The sequence below is a fragment of the Corallococcus sp. EGB genome (assembly GCF_019968905.1).
In the GTDB taxonomy this organism is placed as follows: domain Bacteria; phylum Myxococcota; class Myxococcia; order Myxococcales; family Myxococcaceae; genus Corallococcus.
Genome location: NZ_CP079946.1, coordinates 6,314,455 through 6,331,333, shown reverse-complemented (window position 1 = coordinate 6,331,333; position 16,879 = coordinate 6,314,455). Strand labels below are relative to the sequence as shown.

Sequence of the window (16,879 nt, the reverse complement as noted above, 5' to 3'; positions counted from 1 at the left end):
CATGGAATTCATCTGCATTGGCGTGTCGCACCGCACCGCTCCCCTGGGCGTCCGCGAGCGGCTGGCATTGCCCGAAGCCCGGCAGACGGAAGTGCTGCAGCGGCTGGCGCAGGCGCCCGTGGAGGCGCTCTGGGTGTCCACGTGCAACCGCGTGGAGGTGTACCTGGCGGCTCCCAACATGGAGCAGGCGCGCGAGCGCGTGCGGGAGACGCTGCACTCCCTGGGCGGCGCGGAGGCGCTGGAGCACCTGTATGAGCACCAGGGCGAGGCGGCGCTCGTGCACCTGTTCCGCGTGGCGTCCAGCCTGGACTCCATGGTGCTGGGCGAGGCGCAGATCCTGGGCCAGGTGAAGGACGCCTTCGAGCGGGGCCAGGGCGCGGGCGCGGTGCGCGGGGAGCTGACGCGCGCGTGCGCGGCGGCGTTCGGCTGCGCCAAGCGCGTGCGCACGGAGACGGCGGTGGGGCGCGCGGCGACGTCCATGGCGTCCGCGGCCGTGCAACTGGCCAGCAAGGTGTTCGACGGGCTCAAGGACAAGACCGTGCTGGTGGTGGGCGCGGGCGAGATGGGCGAGCTGGCGGCGCGGCACCTGAAGAACGCGGGGGCGGGCAAGCTGCTCGTCACCAACCGCACGCTCGCGCGCGCGGAGGCGCTGGTGGCGGAGGTGGGCGGCGTCGCGAAGCCCTTCGAGGAGCTGTTCACGTGGCTGGCCGCCGCGGACGTGGTGGTGACGAGCACCGCGTCGCCGGTCCCGCTCTTCACGCGCGACAACGTGGGCGCGCTGGGCAAGGCCCGCAAGGGGCGGCCGCTGTTCATGGTGGACCTGGCGGTGCCGCGAGACATCGACCCGGCGGTGGGCACGCTGGACTGGGTGCACGCGTACGACGTGGACGACATCCAGAAGTTCGTCGCGGACAACGCCGCCGCGCGCGCGGAGGAGGCGCACAAGGCGGGCGGGCTGGTGGCGCAGGAGGTGGCGCGCTTCGCCCGGGAGCGCGCGCTGCGCGACGGCATGCCGGTGCTGGCGCGGCTGCGTCAGCGCGCGGAGGCCATCGCCCGCGCGGAGGTGGAGCGCACGCTGCTGGGCCTGGGCGACGGGCTCACCGACAAGCAGAAGAAGAGCATCGAGGCCATGGGACGCGCCATCGTGAACAAGCTGCTGCATGAGCCCACCGCGCGCCTGCGCGCCGTGGGGCCCCAGGGTGAAGGCAACCGGCTGGCGGGCGCCGCCGCGGAGCTGTTCGGCCTGTCGGAGGCGGAGGCCGCCGCCATCGCGCCGGAGGAGACCGCCGCCCCCGCGGCGGAGGGACGCAACACCGTGGTGGCCACCGGGAGCCGGCGATGAAGACGGTGCGTATCGCGACGCGGGAGAGCCCGCTGGCGCTGTGGCAGGCGAATCACGTGGGCTCGCTCCTCACCCGGCACAACCCCGGCCTGGAGGTCACCCTGGTGAAGATGACCACCGAGGGCGACCGCTTCCTCTCCGCGCCGCTGTCCGCGGTGGGGGGCAAGGGCCTGTTCGTGAAGGAGATCGAGCAGGCGCTGCTCGACGGCCGCGCGGACGTGGCGGTGCACAGCCTGAAGGACATGACGTCGGTGTTCCCGGAGGGGCTCATCCTGGCGGCGGTGCCCGCGCGCGAGGATCCGCGCGACGCGTTCTGCAGCCCGGAGGGGCACACGCTGGCGATGCTGCCCCCGGGCGCGAAGGTGGGCACGTCCTCGCTCCGGCGCAGCTGCATCCTGCGCGCGCGCCGCCCGGACCTGGAGATCGTCTCCGTGCGCGGCAACGTGCAGACGCGGCTGCAGAGGACGCGCGAGCTGAAGCTCGCGGGCGCCATGCTCGCGGCGGCGGGGCTCAAGCGCCTGGGCCTGGACCACCACATCACCCAGGTGGTGCCGGTGGAGGACAGCCTGCCGGCGGTGGGGCAGGGCGTGCTGGCCATCCAGTGCCGCGAGGCGGACGCGGACGTGCGCGCGCTGCTCGCCCCGCTGGAGGACCTCGCCACGCGCAACGCGGTGCGGGCCGAGCGTGCCTTCCTGGCGAAGCTGGAGGGCGGCTGCACCGTGCCGCTCGCCGGCCACGCCACGGTGGCGGGCGGCCAGGTGTACCTGCGCGGCCTGGTGGGCCGGCCGGATGGTTCGCGGGTGGTGCGGGGCGAGGTGCGAGGCCCCGTACCGGAGGCGGAGCGGCTGGGCGAGGCGCTCGCGGACGAGCTCCTGTCGCGCGGGGCAGGGGACATCCTGCGCGATTTCGGCCGCCGCGAAGGCGCGTCCCGCGCCTAGAGTGCCGGCCCGTGGACCGGCGACTGGATGGCATCCGAATCTTGGTGACGCGCCCCCGTGAGCGGGCCGAGGAGCTGTGCTTCCTCCTGGAGGACGAGGGCGCGGATGTCCTCAGCCTCCCGCTGTTGGAGCTGCTCCCGCCGGAGGATCCGCGTCCGCTCGCGTCCGCCGCCGAGCACGTGCAGCGCTACCACTGGGTGGTGTTCGCGAGCCCCTCCGCCGTGGAGGCCTTCGTGGAGGCGCTGCGGCTCGCGGGCACGTTGGACCGGCTGTCCCGCGTGAAGCTGGCCGCCGTGGGGCCGCGCACCGCGAGGGCGGTGGAGGGCTGTGGCCTGAAGGTGGAGGCCGAGCCCGACGAGGGCACCGGCGCCGCGCTCTTCACCGCGCTGAAGGACGTGCTGGGCCCGGACGACGACGTGCTCCTGCCCGCGGCGGAGGAGGGGCGGCGGGAGCTGGAGGACGGCCTGCGCGACCTGGGCGTGCGCGTCACGCGCGTGACGGCCTACCGCAGCGCTCCGGCCGCCGTCGAACCGGAGGCGCTGGCCGGCCTGGCCGCGTCCCCGCCCCAGGTGGTGCTCTTCGCCTCGCCGCGCACCGCGGAGGCCTTCGTGGAGGGCGTGGGCCGCGAGCCGCTGGCGTCCGCGAAGGTGGTGGCCATTGGCCCCACCACGGCGACGGCGCTGACGCAGCTGGGCATCCCCGTGGCCTCCGTCGCGGAGCGACCCACACCCGAAGCGCTGGTGGAGGCCACCGTTCGCGCCATTCACGGATAGACTGCCCGCCCGGTGACGTCCCGGCGCCAGGCAGGCGCTCCCGTGCGGACGTGACGCGAAGAGGTGCGGGTGATGATTCGTGGGTCGCAGCGGTGTGTCTTCCTCCTGGGGCTGCTGGCGCTGGCCGCGACGGCGCACGCCCAGGATGGCTACAAGTTCCTGGATCACTGGGTGCTCAACAACAGCCAGGACCCCTTCCCGTACTACGTGGACGCGCGCAACAACGAGCCCGCGGGCAATGAGTTGTCGCGGGTGGAGGACGCGGTGAAGAAGGCCTTCCAGGCCTGGCAGGACGTGGACTGCGCCTGGCCCGCCTTCACGTACAAGGGCCGCTCCACCACCGTCCCCATCCCGGACGTGAACGACCGGCTGGACGGCTTCAGCGTCGCCGCCATCTTCGTCACCGACCCGAACAGCACCGAATACAAGGACGTCCTCAACTTCGGCGCGAACGTGGCGACCGCGGTGCCGCTGACCCACGGCGGCCTCGTCTACCAGTGCGACATCTTCCTGGACGCCGTGAGCCACAGGTTCACCACGCTCGAGTCCACGCCCTCGGGCTTCGTGGACATCCAGACGGCGGTGATGCGCGAGGTGGGCCACTGTCTGGGCCTGGGCAGCACGTACGAGTTCCCGGACGCGGTGATGTACTTCGCGTTGGATCCGGGCGTGCCGCGGCGCACCCTGTCGTCCTATGACCGGGGCGCCATCTGCCAGCGCTACCCGCAGACGGGCGCGGTGGGCTCGCCGTGCGACACCACCGCGTGCGGCGCGGGGCTCACCTGTGTCACCACCCAGTCCACCACCAGCGGCAAGGCGCTGAAGCTCTGCTCCAAGGCGTGCCCGTCCGGGACCCCCGGGGCCTGCCCGGACCCCTACCAGTGCCGCGCGTCCACGCTCGTCTCCGGCTCCCAGTACGCCTGTCTGCCGGAGGCGGTGGGCACGGGCACCAAGGTGGGCAACCCCTGCACCAGTGCCTCCACGTGCGGCGCGGCGGACTCGCGCTGCCTCACGGACGCGGACAAGACCCCCGCCTTCCCGGCGTGGAAGGGCGGCTACTGCACGGAGTCCTGCATCTCCAACGCGGACTGCCCCACCGGCTCCACGTGCGCCACCGTGGGCTCCGTGGGCCAGCGCTGTCTGAAGAACTGCCGCCCGGGCAAGGGCGACTGTCGCGAGGGCTATACCTGCAACACGCTGCCCGGCACCGGCGCCACCGTGTGCGTCGCGGACTGCGCCACCAACAACGACTGCGGCAGCAACTACGCCTGCAGCTCGTGCGACCACACCTGCGTCCAGCAGAAGACGGGCCCGCGTGTCGAGGGCGACCCGTGCTCCCAGGATTCGGAGTGCGGCACCAATCAGCAGTGCCTGAAGCTCAACGGCAACCCACAGGGCGTCTGCTCGCAGCCCTGCTCGGTGTCCACCTGCACGTGCGCTCCTGGCAGCACCTGCCGCCCGGCGGGCACCGGCGAGGACCGCTTCTGCTTCAAGGACTGCGCGGCCAACACCTGCGCCTCGCCGCTCCAGTGCGTGCCGTTCTCGGAAGGGAGCAGCTGCATCGCCCCCTGCCGCTCCAACCAGGACTGCCCCAACGGCCTGTTCTGCGGCGTCGGCGGCCAGTGCTACTCCCCCTACACGCAGACGGACGGCGGCACCTGCACCCTGTGCAGCGACGGCGGGACGCCGCCGCCCCCGCCGGTGGATGGCGGCACGGGTGACTCGACGAACGACCCCGGCGGCTGCGGCTGCCAGAGCGCGCCCAGCTCCGCGGCATTCCTGGTGGGGCTCGCGGTGTTGTTCATGGCCACTCGCAGAAGGAGGAACGGTTGACACAGGCGGCTCCCCCCGGAAGCGGCGCCCCTTCGCGCAGCGCCACCGACTTCACGCTGGGCTTCCTGCTGGAGGCCCTGGTGGCGCAGCGCCTGCTGACCCCACAGCAGGCGCAGGAGGTGCTGGCGCGAGAGGCCGCCGCGCGCGCCCGCGTCCTCAAGGCGCAGGGCGGCACGGGCAAGGACGCGGCCCGCTACGACGTGTCGCCCGTGGAGCTGGTGGCGGCCTTCCAGATTCCCGCGCCGGGTGGGCGGGGCGTGCTGGACGAGGACCGCGTCACGGAGGCGGCCGCGCGCGCCGCGGGGCTGCCCTACCGGAAGCTGGACCCGCTGAAGATGGACATGGCGCTGGCCACCCGCACGGTGTCCCGGCCCTACGCGCAGAAGCACGTGCTCCTGCCCCTGGAGCGCACCGAACAGGGGCGGCTGCGCGTCGCGGTGGCCAACCCCTTCGACCACGAGCTCTTCGAGTCCTTCTTCCGGCTCACCGGCGTGCCGGTGGAGCCCGTGCTGTCCGCGAAGACGGACATCCTGCGCTCCATCGCGGACATCTACGGCTTCAAGAAGACGCTGGCCAAGGCCGCGGACGACTTCAGCGACGCGAACGGGCAGATCGCCAACTTCGAACAGCTGGTGTCGCTCAGCGGCACCCAGGAGCTGGAGGCGTCGGACCGGCCGGTGGTTCAGGCGGTGGACTACCTCCTGCGCTACGCGTTCGACAACCGCGCGTCGGACATCCACATCGAACCCAAGCGGGCCACCGCCGTGGTGCGGCTGCGCATCGACGGCGTGCTGCACCCGGTGTACTCGCTGCCCGCGCAGGTGCACCCGCCCATCGTGTCGCGCGTGAAGATGCTGTCGCGCATCGACATCTCGGAGAAGCGCCGCCCCCAGGACGGCCGCATCAAGACGGAGCGCGACGGCCGCGAGGTGGAGCTCCGCGTCTCCACGCTGCCCACCGCCTTCGGCGAGAAGGTCGTCATCCGCATCTTCGACCCGGAGACGCTGGTGCAGGACATCGCCCAGCTGGGCTTCGAGCCGGACGAGAAGCACCACTTCGAGTCGTGGATTGACCAACCCCACGGACTCATCCTGGTGACGGGCCCCACGGGCAGCGGCAAGACGACGACGCTCTACTCCGCGCTCAAGGCGGTGGCGGGGCCGGACGTCAACGTCACCACGATTGAAGACCCCATCGAAATGGTGTGGGACACCTTCAACCAGGTCCAGGTGCAGCCCAAGGTGGGCCTGGATTTCGCGGGGGCGCTGCGCCACATCCTGCGGCAGGACCCGGACGTCATCATGGTGGGTGAGATCCGCGACGCGGAGACGGCGGAGAACGCCATCCAGGCCGCGCTCACCGGCCACCTGGTGCTCTCCACGCTGCACACCAACGACGCGCTGGGCGCGGTGGCACGCATGAAGGACCTGGGCGTGCCGGCCTTCCTCCTGGCGCAGAGCCTCCTGGGCGTCATGGCCCAGCGCCTCCTGCGCCGCGTCTGCGCGCACTGCGCGGAGGAGGCGGTGCTCACGCCGGACGAGCTCCTGGCCCTGGAGGCGCCGCTGCCGCTGTTGCCCGGCGGTGTGAAGCTGTCCAATGGCGCGGGGTGCGTGCGCTGCCGGGGTACCGGCTACTCCGGCCGCACCGGCGTCTTCGAGATCGTCTCCACCTCCCGCGAGGTGCGTGAGCTCATCGCCCGCGAGGCGCCCTACGAGCACCTGGTGCAGGCCGCCCGCCGCGGCGGCATGCGCACCCTGCGCGAGGCCGCCGTGCGCAAGCTGGCGCAGGGCCTCACCGCCTTCGACGAGGTGGTGCGGATGACGTCCGCCTTCTAGCGGGCCTTGTCCCGGAAACACGAAGGGCCCGCCGTGCTTCACGGCGGGCCCCACGGTGGAACCGGGATGGGCAGGGCGGCCTAGAAGCGCGCCTGCAGCAGCGTGTTGAAGCCCAGCGCGTGCGGCTTCTCGAAGTTCGGCTGCGCGATGCCCGTCACGTCGTCCTCGAACGTGGTCCGGTTGGTGTCGTACGTGTAGTAGACCTCGCCCACCGCCGCGACCGTCTCCGACAGGTCCCACCGGAAGGTGGCCTTGGCGGACCAGATGAGCTGCGCCTCGCACGCTCCAGAGCCGCCGCAGGTGCTGGGCAGGATGCTCAGCTGGTTGGCGTCACGCACCACCACCGTGCGCGTGCCCGTGAGGGCGGGGGGCGGGTTGCTGCCGCCGATGAGCGGCACCGGGCTGCGGAAGGACGCCGGCTGCTGCGCGCCGAAGATGAAGCCCGGCGTCAGGTGCAGGCCCGCGATGTTGTAGTCCACACCCAGCGCGCCGAAGACCTCGGGCTTCAGCACGGTGCCCGTGGGGAAGTCCTGGAACGGCGGGAAGCCCGGCACGTCGAACTGGATGAAGGACAGGCTGCGCACGAGCGCCAGCGCGTTGAAGCGGAAGCGGTTCCACTTCGCGCGGCCCTGGAAGGCGAGCGCCGTCGCCCCCTGGTACTTGGTCGCGCCGAACTTGTCCGGGTCCTGCAGCGTCTGCGAGAGGTAGCTGCCCTCCAGCGACACGGAGTACGACAGGCCGCCCGGGTACTGCTCCGGCGCGAAGAAGCGCTGGTAGATTTCCGGGTCGTTCTTGTAGAGCCGGAAGTCCACGCTCGTGCCCACCGGCACGCCCACGTGGTAGACGACCTGGGCGGACGCGCCGTAGGAGTTGACGGGCGCCTCGATGGACTGGTTCGCCAGGCCCGGGACGATGCCCTTCTGGAAGTAGCCGCCGCCGGCCTCCACGCGCAGCGTGTCCAGGATGTCCCAGCCCGCGCCGGCCATCACGCCGTAGAGCGTCTCCTGCTCCAGGATGAGGTCGTTGAGCACCAGGGCCGTCTTGCCGCCCACGTACGCGTACCAGCGGTCGCGGGTGATCTGCAGCTTGGCGCCCGGCACACCCGCCGCGGTGGCGCGATTGGTGAAGATGGAGCTGCCGCCCCAGGAGATGCGGTACGCATAGCCCAGACGGAAGCGGTCCGCGGACACCGGGAAGCCGGTGAGCGAGATGCCTTCCTTCTCTCCCCAGCTTGGCGGCTGGTAGTTCAGGCGCACGTAGCTGGAGTTGTCGAGGATGTCGACACCGCCGGACGGGCGCTCCAGCACCAGCAGCGTGAGGGCCGCCTCCGTGGTGAGGCCCTCGAAGAACGCCGGCATGCGCTTGTAGAGCACGACGTTCGACAGCGTCTCGAAGCCGGAGAACTTGGTGTTGAAGTTGTCGTAGAACTGCGTGTTCTGGTTGCCCGCGCCAAAGCGTGCGTTGGGGCTGTTGGGAGTGGTCTCTCCCGCGCCCGCCAGCACGTTGTCGTCCGCGAAGACGAACGACAGACGGGTGTCCACGAAGTCCCCGGCCCAAGCGGGCGCGGAAAGGGTTGTCAGGCCCGCCAGGGCCAGCGTCTGCAACGTTTTCAATGTCCCTCCAGGAAGCGGTCCGGGGGAGACCGCTCCTCCCTGCGCCCCGGCGGTGAGCCGGGGCGCGCAATGCGACTGGTCAAAGGTGGATGACTACGGGCACGGCTTGATGGGCTTCGGGCACTCCATCCCGGGCCCGGGGTAGCAGCAGAGGTCGTCCTGGTCTCGCGGCAGGACGTTCCAGCGCGGACGCGCCGGACCCACGTGCTTCAGGTGACCGACGACGTCGAAGGTGGCCGCCCGCAGCTGCCTGCACTGGAGCGCCTTCGCCGCGTCGGTGTCGTTCTCTTTGCAGTCCGGGTTGAGGTCCGGCACCGCGTCCTTGATCTGCAGGCTGATGCGCGAGCGCGTGTCCGGCGCCACCTTGCAGGTGGCGTCGGCCGTGGCGGCGGCGTCGCGCACCAGCGCGACCGTCACCTCGGAGCCCTGCAGCGTGTACTCGTAGCGGCTGTTCGCCGGGATGAGCGTGCCCGTCTGGTCCGCCGTCACGCTGACCGGGCCGAAGCGAGCGCGCACCGGCTGATCACAGATGACGTTCAACCGGTAGCCCTGGGGCAGCGTCTTGCTGGGACGCACGGAGGTGGTGCCCACCTTGACGTTCATGATGCGGTCCGCGACGGACTCGTCCATGCCCAGGGAGGCGGGGCCCACGGGGTTCATCTCCACGACGAACTGACCGAAGTTCGTGTACGTCGTCTTCTCCGCGCAGATGGTGCCGGCGTACTCGCCAATGCCCAGCGTGCAGTCGATGACGCACTTGCGCTCCGGCAGGTCCGGATCATCCGGCGGCTCCTCGAAGCAGTTCTGCCAGCTGCGGGACGCGCCGCTGCCCACCGGGCAGAACATGGGCATGTCGTTGTTGCCGTTGGCGTCGCAGTTGCGGAACACCTTGGGGAACCTCACCCGGCGCAGCTTCACCAGCGAAGACTCCAGGCTCTCCATCTTGTAGTTCTTGTAGCTGTAGCCGCACAGGATGTCGTCCAGGTAGGGCGAGGCGCTGAAGCCGCACAGCCGGCCGTTGATCTCCACGGGCGGCACCTGGTCCAGGTACTTGTTCCACTGGTCCTGCGGCAGCAGGCGCACGTTCTCCCGCACCGTCCATGCGGGGAAGCTCATCTGCGTGGTGTTGGTGAACTCCGCCACCGTGCCGGACAGCGTCCAGAGCAGGTCGCCGGAGTCCAGGCCCTCCGGGAAGGAGTAGTTATAGATGTAGATGCTGTTGAAGCGGCCCGGGTTGAAGCCGTCCGGCTCCGGCGTCTGGATGTTCGCGCCGGCGACGCTCCGCTCCGGCACGCGGCAGGCCGTCATGTCCGTGACGTAGAAGCCGCTGGAGTCCGTGCCCGTCACCAGCAGCATCATCTGCTTGCCGTTGTTGGGGTCGGACGGGTCGCAGTTCTGCGTCAGCGGCTCGCCGGCCTCCGGGTTGCGGCCCACGCGCATGAACTGCTTGATGAAGACGCTCGTCTCCGAGCCGCCCTCCGGCAGGTTGATGCTCGCGATGGTGGGCTCCTCGAACCGGATGCCCGGGGACAGGCCCGTCGCGTAGCTGCGCGTGGCCGGCTCCTGGGGCAGCTGGGACAGGTCGCCCACCACGCCGCCGTCCGCGTAGTCCAGCTTCAGGTCCTGGTCCTGCACCCAGACGTGCGTCTCACCATACAGGTGGGCCACGCGCACGCTGCCCGTGCCCTTGCCGTTGGTCAGCTGCGTCCAGCGCTTGCTGTAGTCACCGGTGAGGTCTCCCGGGATGACCCGGAAGGACACCGGCCCGTTGAAGGAGGTCATCTCCCCGCCGGTGCCGTCGATCGCGGTGATGGACAGGTTGATGTCCACGTTCGTGCGGGGCAGGGTGTAGAGGCACTCCGCCGTGCCGCGGATCTCGGGCGGCACCGCGTCCTGGTTGTTGCCGTACTTCGCGGCGCACGCGTTCACCACCGGCAGCAACGCCGCGTTGGAGTCGCCGGTGGTGATACCGGTCACCTCCACGCGGAACGACGTGACGCCGATGGGGGTCTCGGACTCCTTCGTGTAACAGCCGGCCGCCAGGGCCAGCGTGGACAGCAGGAAGAGTCGCTTCATCACTTCACCCTCCGCCCGATGCGGCCATCCTCGATGGCGTTCGCGATGGGCATGGCTGTGGGCTTCTCACAGAACGTCCGCAGCTGACTCGTCACCGTACCGCACGTGGGGTTGCCCCCCGTGAGCAGGTCCCGGCATGTGCAGCGGCCGGTGTAGGGACCCTGCGGCAGCGCGCACTGCGCCAGGGCCGCTTCCTTCGTCGTGTCCGGCAGACCGCACCGGGCCATGGCCTGCTGCTGCTTCGCGGCGTCCGCGGGCACGTTGAGCAGCTCCAGGCAGGAGCAGCTGCCCACCTTGTTGTTGAGCGCGTCCTCGAAGGCCTTGGACACCTTGCAGGAGTTCAGCGTCTTCTCATCCACCGTCCACTTGCCATTGACCAGCGACCCGCAGCGCGTGCCGTTGCTGGACGTCTCCCGGCCGTTGAGCATGTCGTCGCAGGTGCAGAAGCCCTGCATGTAGCCGATGAGCGAGTCGCGCAGGCTGATGCCCGTCTCGATGCGCGTGGTGTTGCGCTTGAGCACCGTGAAGCCGGAGCCGCCCTTGGCGATGTAGTCGTTCACCGCGATCTTGTAGGTGCCGTTGGTGTCCAGCGGCTTGCCGTTGATCTGGATGTCGACGCCCGGGTGCGCCCAGCAGCGCGAACCGCTGGTGTCCTCCAGGCACTGCCAGGGCGCGTGGCCCTCGCGGTTCTCCTGGGGGCAGTCCTTCTGCACGGTGGCCGGGGTGCACGCGATGCGCAGGTCGTTGAGCTGCACCTGGGCGCAGTCCATGGTGAAGCGCGCGCCGGAGATCTGAGCCTGGCTCACGCACCCGCGCTCCGAGGAGCGCTCGGTGACGAAGTCGAACATCTCCTGCATCTCCACGCCGGACAGGTACATGATGTTGATGGTGTTCTCGAACGGGAACACGTTGAACATCGCCTCCTGCGTCACGACGCCCGCGTAGAGGTTGTCGCGGATGCCCAGGCTGTTGGTGAGCGCCATCTCCGCCTCCACGCGGTTGCGCTTGCGCATGGAGTCCGCGGCGATGTTGCCCAGCGGCGAGTCACCGCCGTTGGAGTTGTTGCGGCGCTGCACGTCCGTCGGCGCGTAGGAGAAGATGGACGTGAGCTGCAGCTTCACGTCCATGCCCAGCAGGTACGGGATGAGCAGGTCCGTGGTCTGCGCGTCCTCCTGGCGGCCGCACTCGGCGATGGCCTCGCGCACGCCGGGCGCGTTGATGAACGCGCCCGGGTCCCAGAAGATGCCGTTCCCGAAGCGCAACGTGCGCATCGCCTCGTTGCACCAGAGGCCGTCCACCGGGAACGCGTGGTAGTCCTGGCTGATGACCTCGGCGCCCTCGCCCTCGCCCAGGTGCTGCGGCATCTTCACGACCAGCTCCAGGCGGCCCACGTACTTGGCGAACGCGCCCGAGTGCGACAGCACGACCTTGCGGCCGCTGGGGTCCGTGACGAGCTGCGGCGGGTTGAGCACCACGTGCAGGTGGCCGCCCAGCACCACGTCCATGCCGCGGACGCCCGCGATGTGCACGCGCACCACCGACTTGTCGTTGCCTTCGGGACCAAACCACTCCAGCACCTTCCACGCGTCGTGCTGGCGCTCGATGAAGGGCTTCGCGCGGCCGTACTCATAATAGGCCTCGTAGCCCTGGATCAGATCCTGGTCCTCGGTGAGGCCCAGGTGGCTGACGATGACAATCAGGTCCGTCACCGGGCGCAGGAGCTCCACGTAGGCGCGCGCGGCCTCGTTCTGCTCCAGCGGCGTCACCTGCAGGCTGTTGCCGCCCTCCACGATGGAGTTGAGCGACGAGATGTTCGCCATGCCGATGACGCCCACCCGCAGGCCCTTCACCGTCTTGATGGTGTAGGGGTTGGTCACCATGGCGGTGCCGTTGGTGCCCGTCGTCTTCGGGTCGTCCCAGTAGTAGTTGGCGGCCAGGAGCGGGAAGTTGGCGAAGTCGCGCGCCTTCCGGGTGAAGTTGAGCGCGCCGGCGTCGAACTCGTGGTTGCCCACCACGGCGGCGTCCAGGTGCTGCTCGGAGAGGAAGCGGAACTCCGCCTCGCCCGTGTTCACGTTGAAGATGGGCGCGCCCTGGAAGCAGTCACCCGAGTCCAGGTGCAGGATGCGGTCGCCCTTCTTGCGCTCCCGCTTGAGGATGGACGCGATGCGCGTGGCGCCACCGAAGGGGCCGGCTTCCGGGATGAGCTGCAGGTCCTGGTCCGTCTTCAGCGGCGTGAAGTCGTACGGGATGAGGCGCGAGTGGATGTCAGAGGTGTGTAGCAGGGTAAGCCGCACCTCCTGACCCTCGAGGTGGTAATCCTGGCCTTCCAGCACAGGCATGCACGAGGCGAGGGCCAGGGCGCAGGCGCAGAAGAGGCCGAGCAGTGCGCGACACATTCGTGGGGGATCCGTGATTCGTGGGGAGTGACGACTTGAGGACGGCGCAACCTACGAGATCAAGGGTGCACGGGCAAGCAACGCCACCGTGGCACCTCCACCTACCAGGGCATCAGGAGAGCAGGCAGACATGCGTCCCAGCAGTTCCAATGTGACTGACATCGAGATCATCGAGGATTTCTCCGCCACGGCGCGTTGCGACGAGGGCTTCCTCCGGGTGCGCCGGCTGCGCTGCCGCAACCGGCGCGCGGATGGTTCCTCCTCTCCCGTGTACCGGGTGGATGTGGTGGACCGTCCCCGGTTGGACGCGGTGTCGGTGCTCATCTATCGCCGCGCGTCGGATGGAAACCTGGAAGTCCTGACTCGCATGAACCTGCGCCCCGCGGCGTACTTCCGCCGCGAGCAGACCGCGTCCATGACCGTGCCCGACACGGTGAGCTACCTGCGCGTGGAGGAGATCGTCGCGGGCCTGCTGGAGCCGTCCGACAAGGGCGAGGACGGGCTGCGCCGCCGCGCGGCGGAGGAGGTGAAGGAGGAGGCGGGCTACACGGTGCGGCCCGAGGACATCCAGCTGTTGGGCGGCGCGTTCTTCCTCGCGCCGGGCATCCTGTCGGAGAAGGTCTTCCCGGCCGCGGTGGATGTCACCGGCGTGGCGCAGGGCGAGGTGGAGGGAGACGGCTCTCCGTTGGAGGAGGGCGCCCACCTGCAGTGGCGTCCGCTGCAGTCGGTGTTGGATGCGTGCCGGAAGGGTGACATCGCGGACGCGAAGACGGAGGTGTCCCTCACGCGGCTGCTCGCCCGGCTCTCCTGAAGTCCGCTGGGAGTTTCCGGGGTGAGGACGGACGGGGTAGGGTGCGGCCCCGTTCCGCTTCCTTCTTACGCAGGCGAGGTTCGTCGCATGTCGTTCCTGCCCCCGTGGCTGGCCCAGCTGCTTCCCATCGTCATCCTGCTCGGGGCCATTGGCCTGGTGCTCTCACGGCTTCCGAAGGTGGAGCTGGGGCACAGCGATGCGTTCCTCCGCCGCCGCTTCTTCAACTGGTTCCCGCTGGGCCTCACGTACGCGTTCCTCTACATGGGGCGCTACAACCTCAACGTGGCGACGAGCGCCATGGGGGCCCAGACGTCCAACGCGGACTTCGCCAACATCTTCTTCTGGGGCACGCTGACCTACGGCGTGGCCTTCCTGCTCAATGGCCCGCTGACGGACAAGCTGGGCGGCCGCTTCACCATCCTCTTGTCCGCGGGCGGCAGCGCGGCGGCGAACATCGCCATGGGCGGCCTGGTGTACGCGGTGCTGAAGAACGGCTGGGACCCGCCGGGCGGCGTGGTGGTGTGGCTGTCGGTCCTCTACAGCGTGAACATGTACTTCCAGAGCTTCGGCGCGGTCTCCATCGTCAAGGTGAACGCGTCGTGGTTCCACGTGCGCGAGCGCGGCCAGCTGGGCGGCGTGTTCGGCATCCTCATCTCGCTGGGCCTGTACTTCGCGTTCGACTGGTGCCGCTTCATCGCGGACGCGGCGCCGGTGTGGTGGGTGTTCTTCGTGCCCGCGGCGCTGCTCGTGGGCTTCCTCGTCCTGGACGCGTTCGTCATCCGCGACACGCCGTCCCAGACGGGCCACCCGGACTTCGACGTGGCGGACGCGTCCAGCGGGGAGACGGGCCCGGCGCTCGGCGTGCCGCAGCTCTTCGCCAAGATGCTGAGCAACCGCGTCATCCTCATCATCCTGGGCGTGGAGTTCTGCAGCGGCTTCCTGCGCAACGCGGTGATGCAGTGGTTCCCCAAGTACGCCAAGGCGGTGGGGGAGGGCGGCGGCTTCGTGGCCTCCAACTGGGGCATGCTGTCGTGCGTCGCCGGCATCCTGGGCGGCATGTTCGCGGGCGTCATCAGCGACCGCATCTTCGACTCGCGCCGCGGCCCCGTGTCCGCGGTCCTCTACGCGGGCCTGCTGGTGGGCGCGGTCGGCGCGGTGTTCCTGCTGGGTACGGCGGGCGCTGGCTGGTCCGTGGTGTTCATGTCCCTGTGCGTCATCGGCGTGCACGGCATGCTGTCCGGCACGGCCACCATGGACTTCGGCGGCAAGAAGAACGCGGGCATCGTGGTGGGCATCATCGACGGCGCGGTGTACGCGGGCACGGCCGTCCACGCGCTCGTCTACGGGAAGATCCTCCCCACCGGCGACGCCATGAAGGACCCGGCCAACTGGAAGCCCTGGCCCCTGGCCATGCTGCCCCTGGCCGTCATGGGCCTGGTGCTGGCGTCCCGGGTGTGGAACGCGAAGCCCCAGCCGAAGACGGCGGCCCCCCTGCCGGTGGGCGACGTCGTCCCGGGCGTCGTGCAGGGCGCGTCGTCTCGTACGGGCACCAACGGTTGATGCCCCCAGGGGAGCGGTCCGGGTGTGTCGGCCCGGACGCTCCGTCGTCCCGGAGTCTTGGGCGCTCCCGTGTGACAGACCTGTGACATAGACTGCTGTCCGTGTCCCAGGCCCCCGAAGCGCTCCACAGCCGGTTTGACGTCCACGACCGCAAGCAGTTCGAAATCAAGCTCGAGTACCAGCCCACGGGCGCGGACGAGACGCGCTACCTGGTGGAGGCGTACCTCTTCCTGCCGTCGAGCCTGAACATCGACGCGGAGACGTACCCGCGCGCGGACTTCTACGCGGACATCCACAACTACGTGCGCTTCAAGACGCCGGTGATGGGGCTGGGGGAGCTCCTGTCCTCGGAGGGGTCTCCGCTGGTGAAGCTGGAGGCGTGGCAGCGCACGGGCGTGGCGCCGGAGGCGGACGTCGTCTACCAGGCGAAGCTCTTCTCGTGCGTGCTGCGGGGCGCGCTGCGCCGGTTCGCCACCACGGTGGAGACGCGCTGTGAAGCCAAGGCGGGTGATGCGGGCCGCGCGGATCTGGAGTCGGTGGTGCGCTCGGCGGGGGACTCCGTGCCCGCGGTGCTGGAGCGCTTCCGCGCGTGGCTGCGCGCCACCGGCGAGGCGAAGCTCCAGGAGAAGACGCGCGCGTCGCTGCGGCTGGTGGACGAGTACGTGAGCCTGCTGGTGGAGCAGTTCTTCCGCCGCGCGGTGGCGGACATGGACTCGCTGCCGCGCTCGGGGCCGTGGCTGGCCCTGCGCAAGGGGCTGATGGAGGCGGTGCTGCGCGAGGAGTCCTACCGCAAGGAGCACCGGCTGCGCTCCGTGTTGAGCCCCACGGGGGACAACGAGGAGTACATGCAGCGGCTGGGCTTCCTGAAGAAGTTCTGCATGAACGTGCTCTTCCTGTCCTCGCGACGGCGTTCGGGGCGGCAGGGCTGGGAGGAGGTGCTGTTCGCCATCGCGGCGGGCGTGGCCATGGCGTTCGCCACGTCGGTGGCGCTCTGGGCGCAGGTCCGCTTCACGCAGGTGAGCCTCAACTTCTTCCTGATCGCCGTGGTCGGCTACATGATGAAGGACCGCATCAAGGAAGGGCTGCGGCGCATGTTCAGCCGCGTGGCCGCCACGCACCTGTACGACCGCACCACGGACCTGGTGGACCCCGTCACGGCGCGCGCCATCGGCACGTGCGAGGAGCGCGTGGACTACGGCGCGGCGGTGAAGGTGCCCAAGGCGGTGTCGTCCTTGCGGCTGCAGGACGACTTCCTCACCGTGTCCCAGGGCGAGCTGTCCGAAGCGGTGATCCGCTACCAGAAGCGCATCGTGCTGGACGCGCGCCTGTTGCCCCGCTCCGAGCGCGGCCTCACCGGCGTGACGGACATCCTGCGGCTCAACGTGGGGCGCTTCCTGCGCGACATGGACGAGCCCGAGTTCGCGCTGGAGTACGTGGACCTGGGGGACTTCTCCGTGGGCCACATCCGCGGCGCGAAGCGCTACCCGGTGGACCTGGTGTTCCGCTTCACCGTCATGGAGGACGGTGTTCGCCACGAGTCCGCGCAGCTGGTGCGCCTGGTGTTGGATCGCAACGGCATCCAGCGCATGCAGCACTCCGCCCGGGGCCCGGAGGACGCGGAGGCCGTGGGGTCGCTGCCCCTCCAGCCGGCCACGTTGCGCCAGGGCGCGTGATTTGATGGCCAGCCTCGCGCCGGGGGCAT

At 70.0% G+C, this 16,879-nt stretch carries 11 protein-coding genes; 8 read left to right on the top strand and 3 right to left on the bottom strand.

Translation table 11 applies throughout. The annotated features are described in order from the left end of the window. The first annotated feature begins 1 nt into the window (after position 1). The 5 genes from hemA (at position 2) to KYK13_RS26015 (ending at position 6,721) form a co-directional block, all read left to right on the top strand. Positions 2 to 1,342, top strand: a complete 1,341-nt coding sequence (hemA, locus tag KYK13_RS26035; protein WP_223634709.1) for a glutamyl-tRNA reductase — start codon at positions 2 to 4, stop codon at positions 1,340 to 1,342. Continuing rightward, the gene (gene hemC, locus KYK13_RS26030) at positions 1,339 to 2,280 is read left to right on the top strand and encodes a hydroxymethylbilane synthase (protein ID WP_223634707.1); all 942 of its coding nucleotides are present in this window, start codon (positions 1,339 to 1,341) and stop codon (positions 2,278 to 2,280) included. The genes hemA and hemC overlap by 4 nt, the downstream gene beginning before the upstream one ends. 11 nt (positions 2,281 to 2,291) lie before the next feature. Beyond that, complete coding sequence (locus KYK13_RS26025) at positions 2,292 to 3,053, top strand: uroporphyrinogen-III synthase (RefSeq protein ID WP_223634704.1); 762 nt, start codon at positions 2,292 to 2,294, stop codon at positions 3,051 to 3,053. Between the two features lie 72 nt (positions 3,054 to 3,125). Then, positions 3,126 to 4,886, top strand: a complete 1,761-nt coding sequence (locus tag KYK13_RS26020; protein ID WP_223634702.1) for an MYXO-CTERM sorting domain-containing protein — start codon at positions 3,126 to 3,128, stop codon at positions 4,884 to 4,886. After that, positions 4,883 to 6,721: a GspE/PulE family protein gene (locus tag KYK13_RS26015; protein WP_223634700.1), complete on the top strand. Its 1,839-nt coding sequence runs from the start codon at positions 4,883 to 4,885 to the stop codon at positions 6,719 to 6,721. The genes KYK13_RS26020 and KYK13_RS26015 overlap by 4 nt, the downstream gene beginning before the upstream one ends. Before the next feature lie 80 nt (positions 6,722 to 6,801). On the opposite strand, the gene KYK13_RS26010 is transcribed toward KYK13_RS26015, so the two are convergent. The 3 genes from KYK13_RS26010 to KYK13_RS26000 all read right to left on the bottom strand — a co-directional run bounded on the left by KYK13_RS26010 (position 6,802) and on the right by KYK13_RS26000 (position 12,806). Further along, positions 6,802 to 8,334 (bottom strand): hypothetical protein, encoded by a 1,533-nt coding sequence (locus KYK13_RS26010; RefSeq protein WP_223634698.1) that lies wholly within the window; start codon positions 8,332 to 8,334, stop codon positions 6,802 to 6,804. 93 nt (positions 8,335 to 8,427) lie between these two features. Next, complete coding sequence (locus KYK13_RS26005) at positions 8,428 to 10,410, bottom strand: hypothetical protein (RefSeq protein WP_223634696.1); 1,983 nt, start codon at positions 10,408 to 10,410, stop codon at positions 8,428 to 8,430. Continuing rightward, positions 10,410 to 12,806 carry a bifunctional UDP-sugar hydrolase/5'-nucleotidase gene (locus KYK13_RS26000; RefSeq protein WP_223634693.1) on the bottom strand — a complete coding sequence of 799 codons (2,397 nt, stop codon included), beginning with the start codon at positions 12,804 to 12,806 and terminating at the stop codon, positions 10,410 to 10,412. The genes KYK13_RS26005 and KYK13_RS26000 overlap by 1 nt, the downstream gene beginning before the upstream one ends. Before the next feature lie 130 nt (positions 12,807 to 12,936). On the opposite strand from KYK13_RS26000, the gene KYK13_RS25995 reads away from it, so the two are divergent. From KYK13_RS25995 to KYK13_RS25985, 3 genes are all read left to right on the top strand, one after another. Continuing rightward, positions 12,937 to 13,617 (top strand): NUDIX hydrolase, encoded by a 681-nt coding sequence (locus KYK13_RS25995; protein WP_223634690.1) that lies wholly within the window; start codon positions 12,937 to 12,939, stop codon positions 13,615 to 13,617. 87 nt (positions 13,618 to 13,704) lie between these two features. After that, entirely contained in the window at positions 13,705 to 15,177 is a 1,473-nt protein-coding gene (locus KYK13_RS25990; RefSeq protein WP_223634687.1) for an MFS transporter, read from the top strand. Positions 15,178 to 15,278: 101 nt separating this feature from the next. Next, a complete protein-coding gene (locus tag KYK13_RS25985; RefSeq protein WP_223634684.1) occupies positions 15,279 to 16,850 on the top strand; it encodes a hypothetical protein in 1,572 nt (523 codons plus the stop codon). Positions 16,851 to 16,879 lie beyond the last annotated feature (29 nt).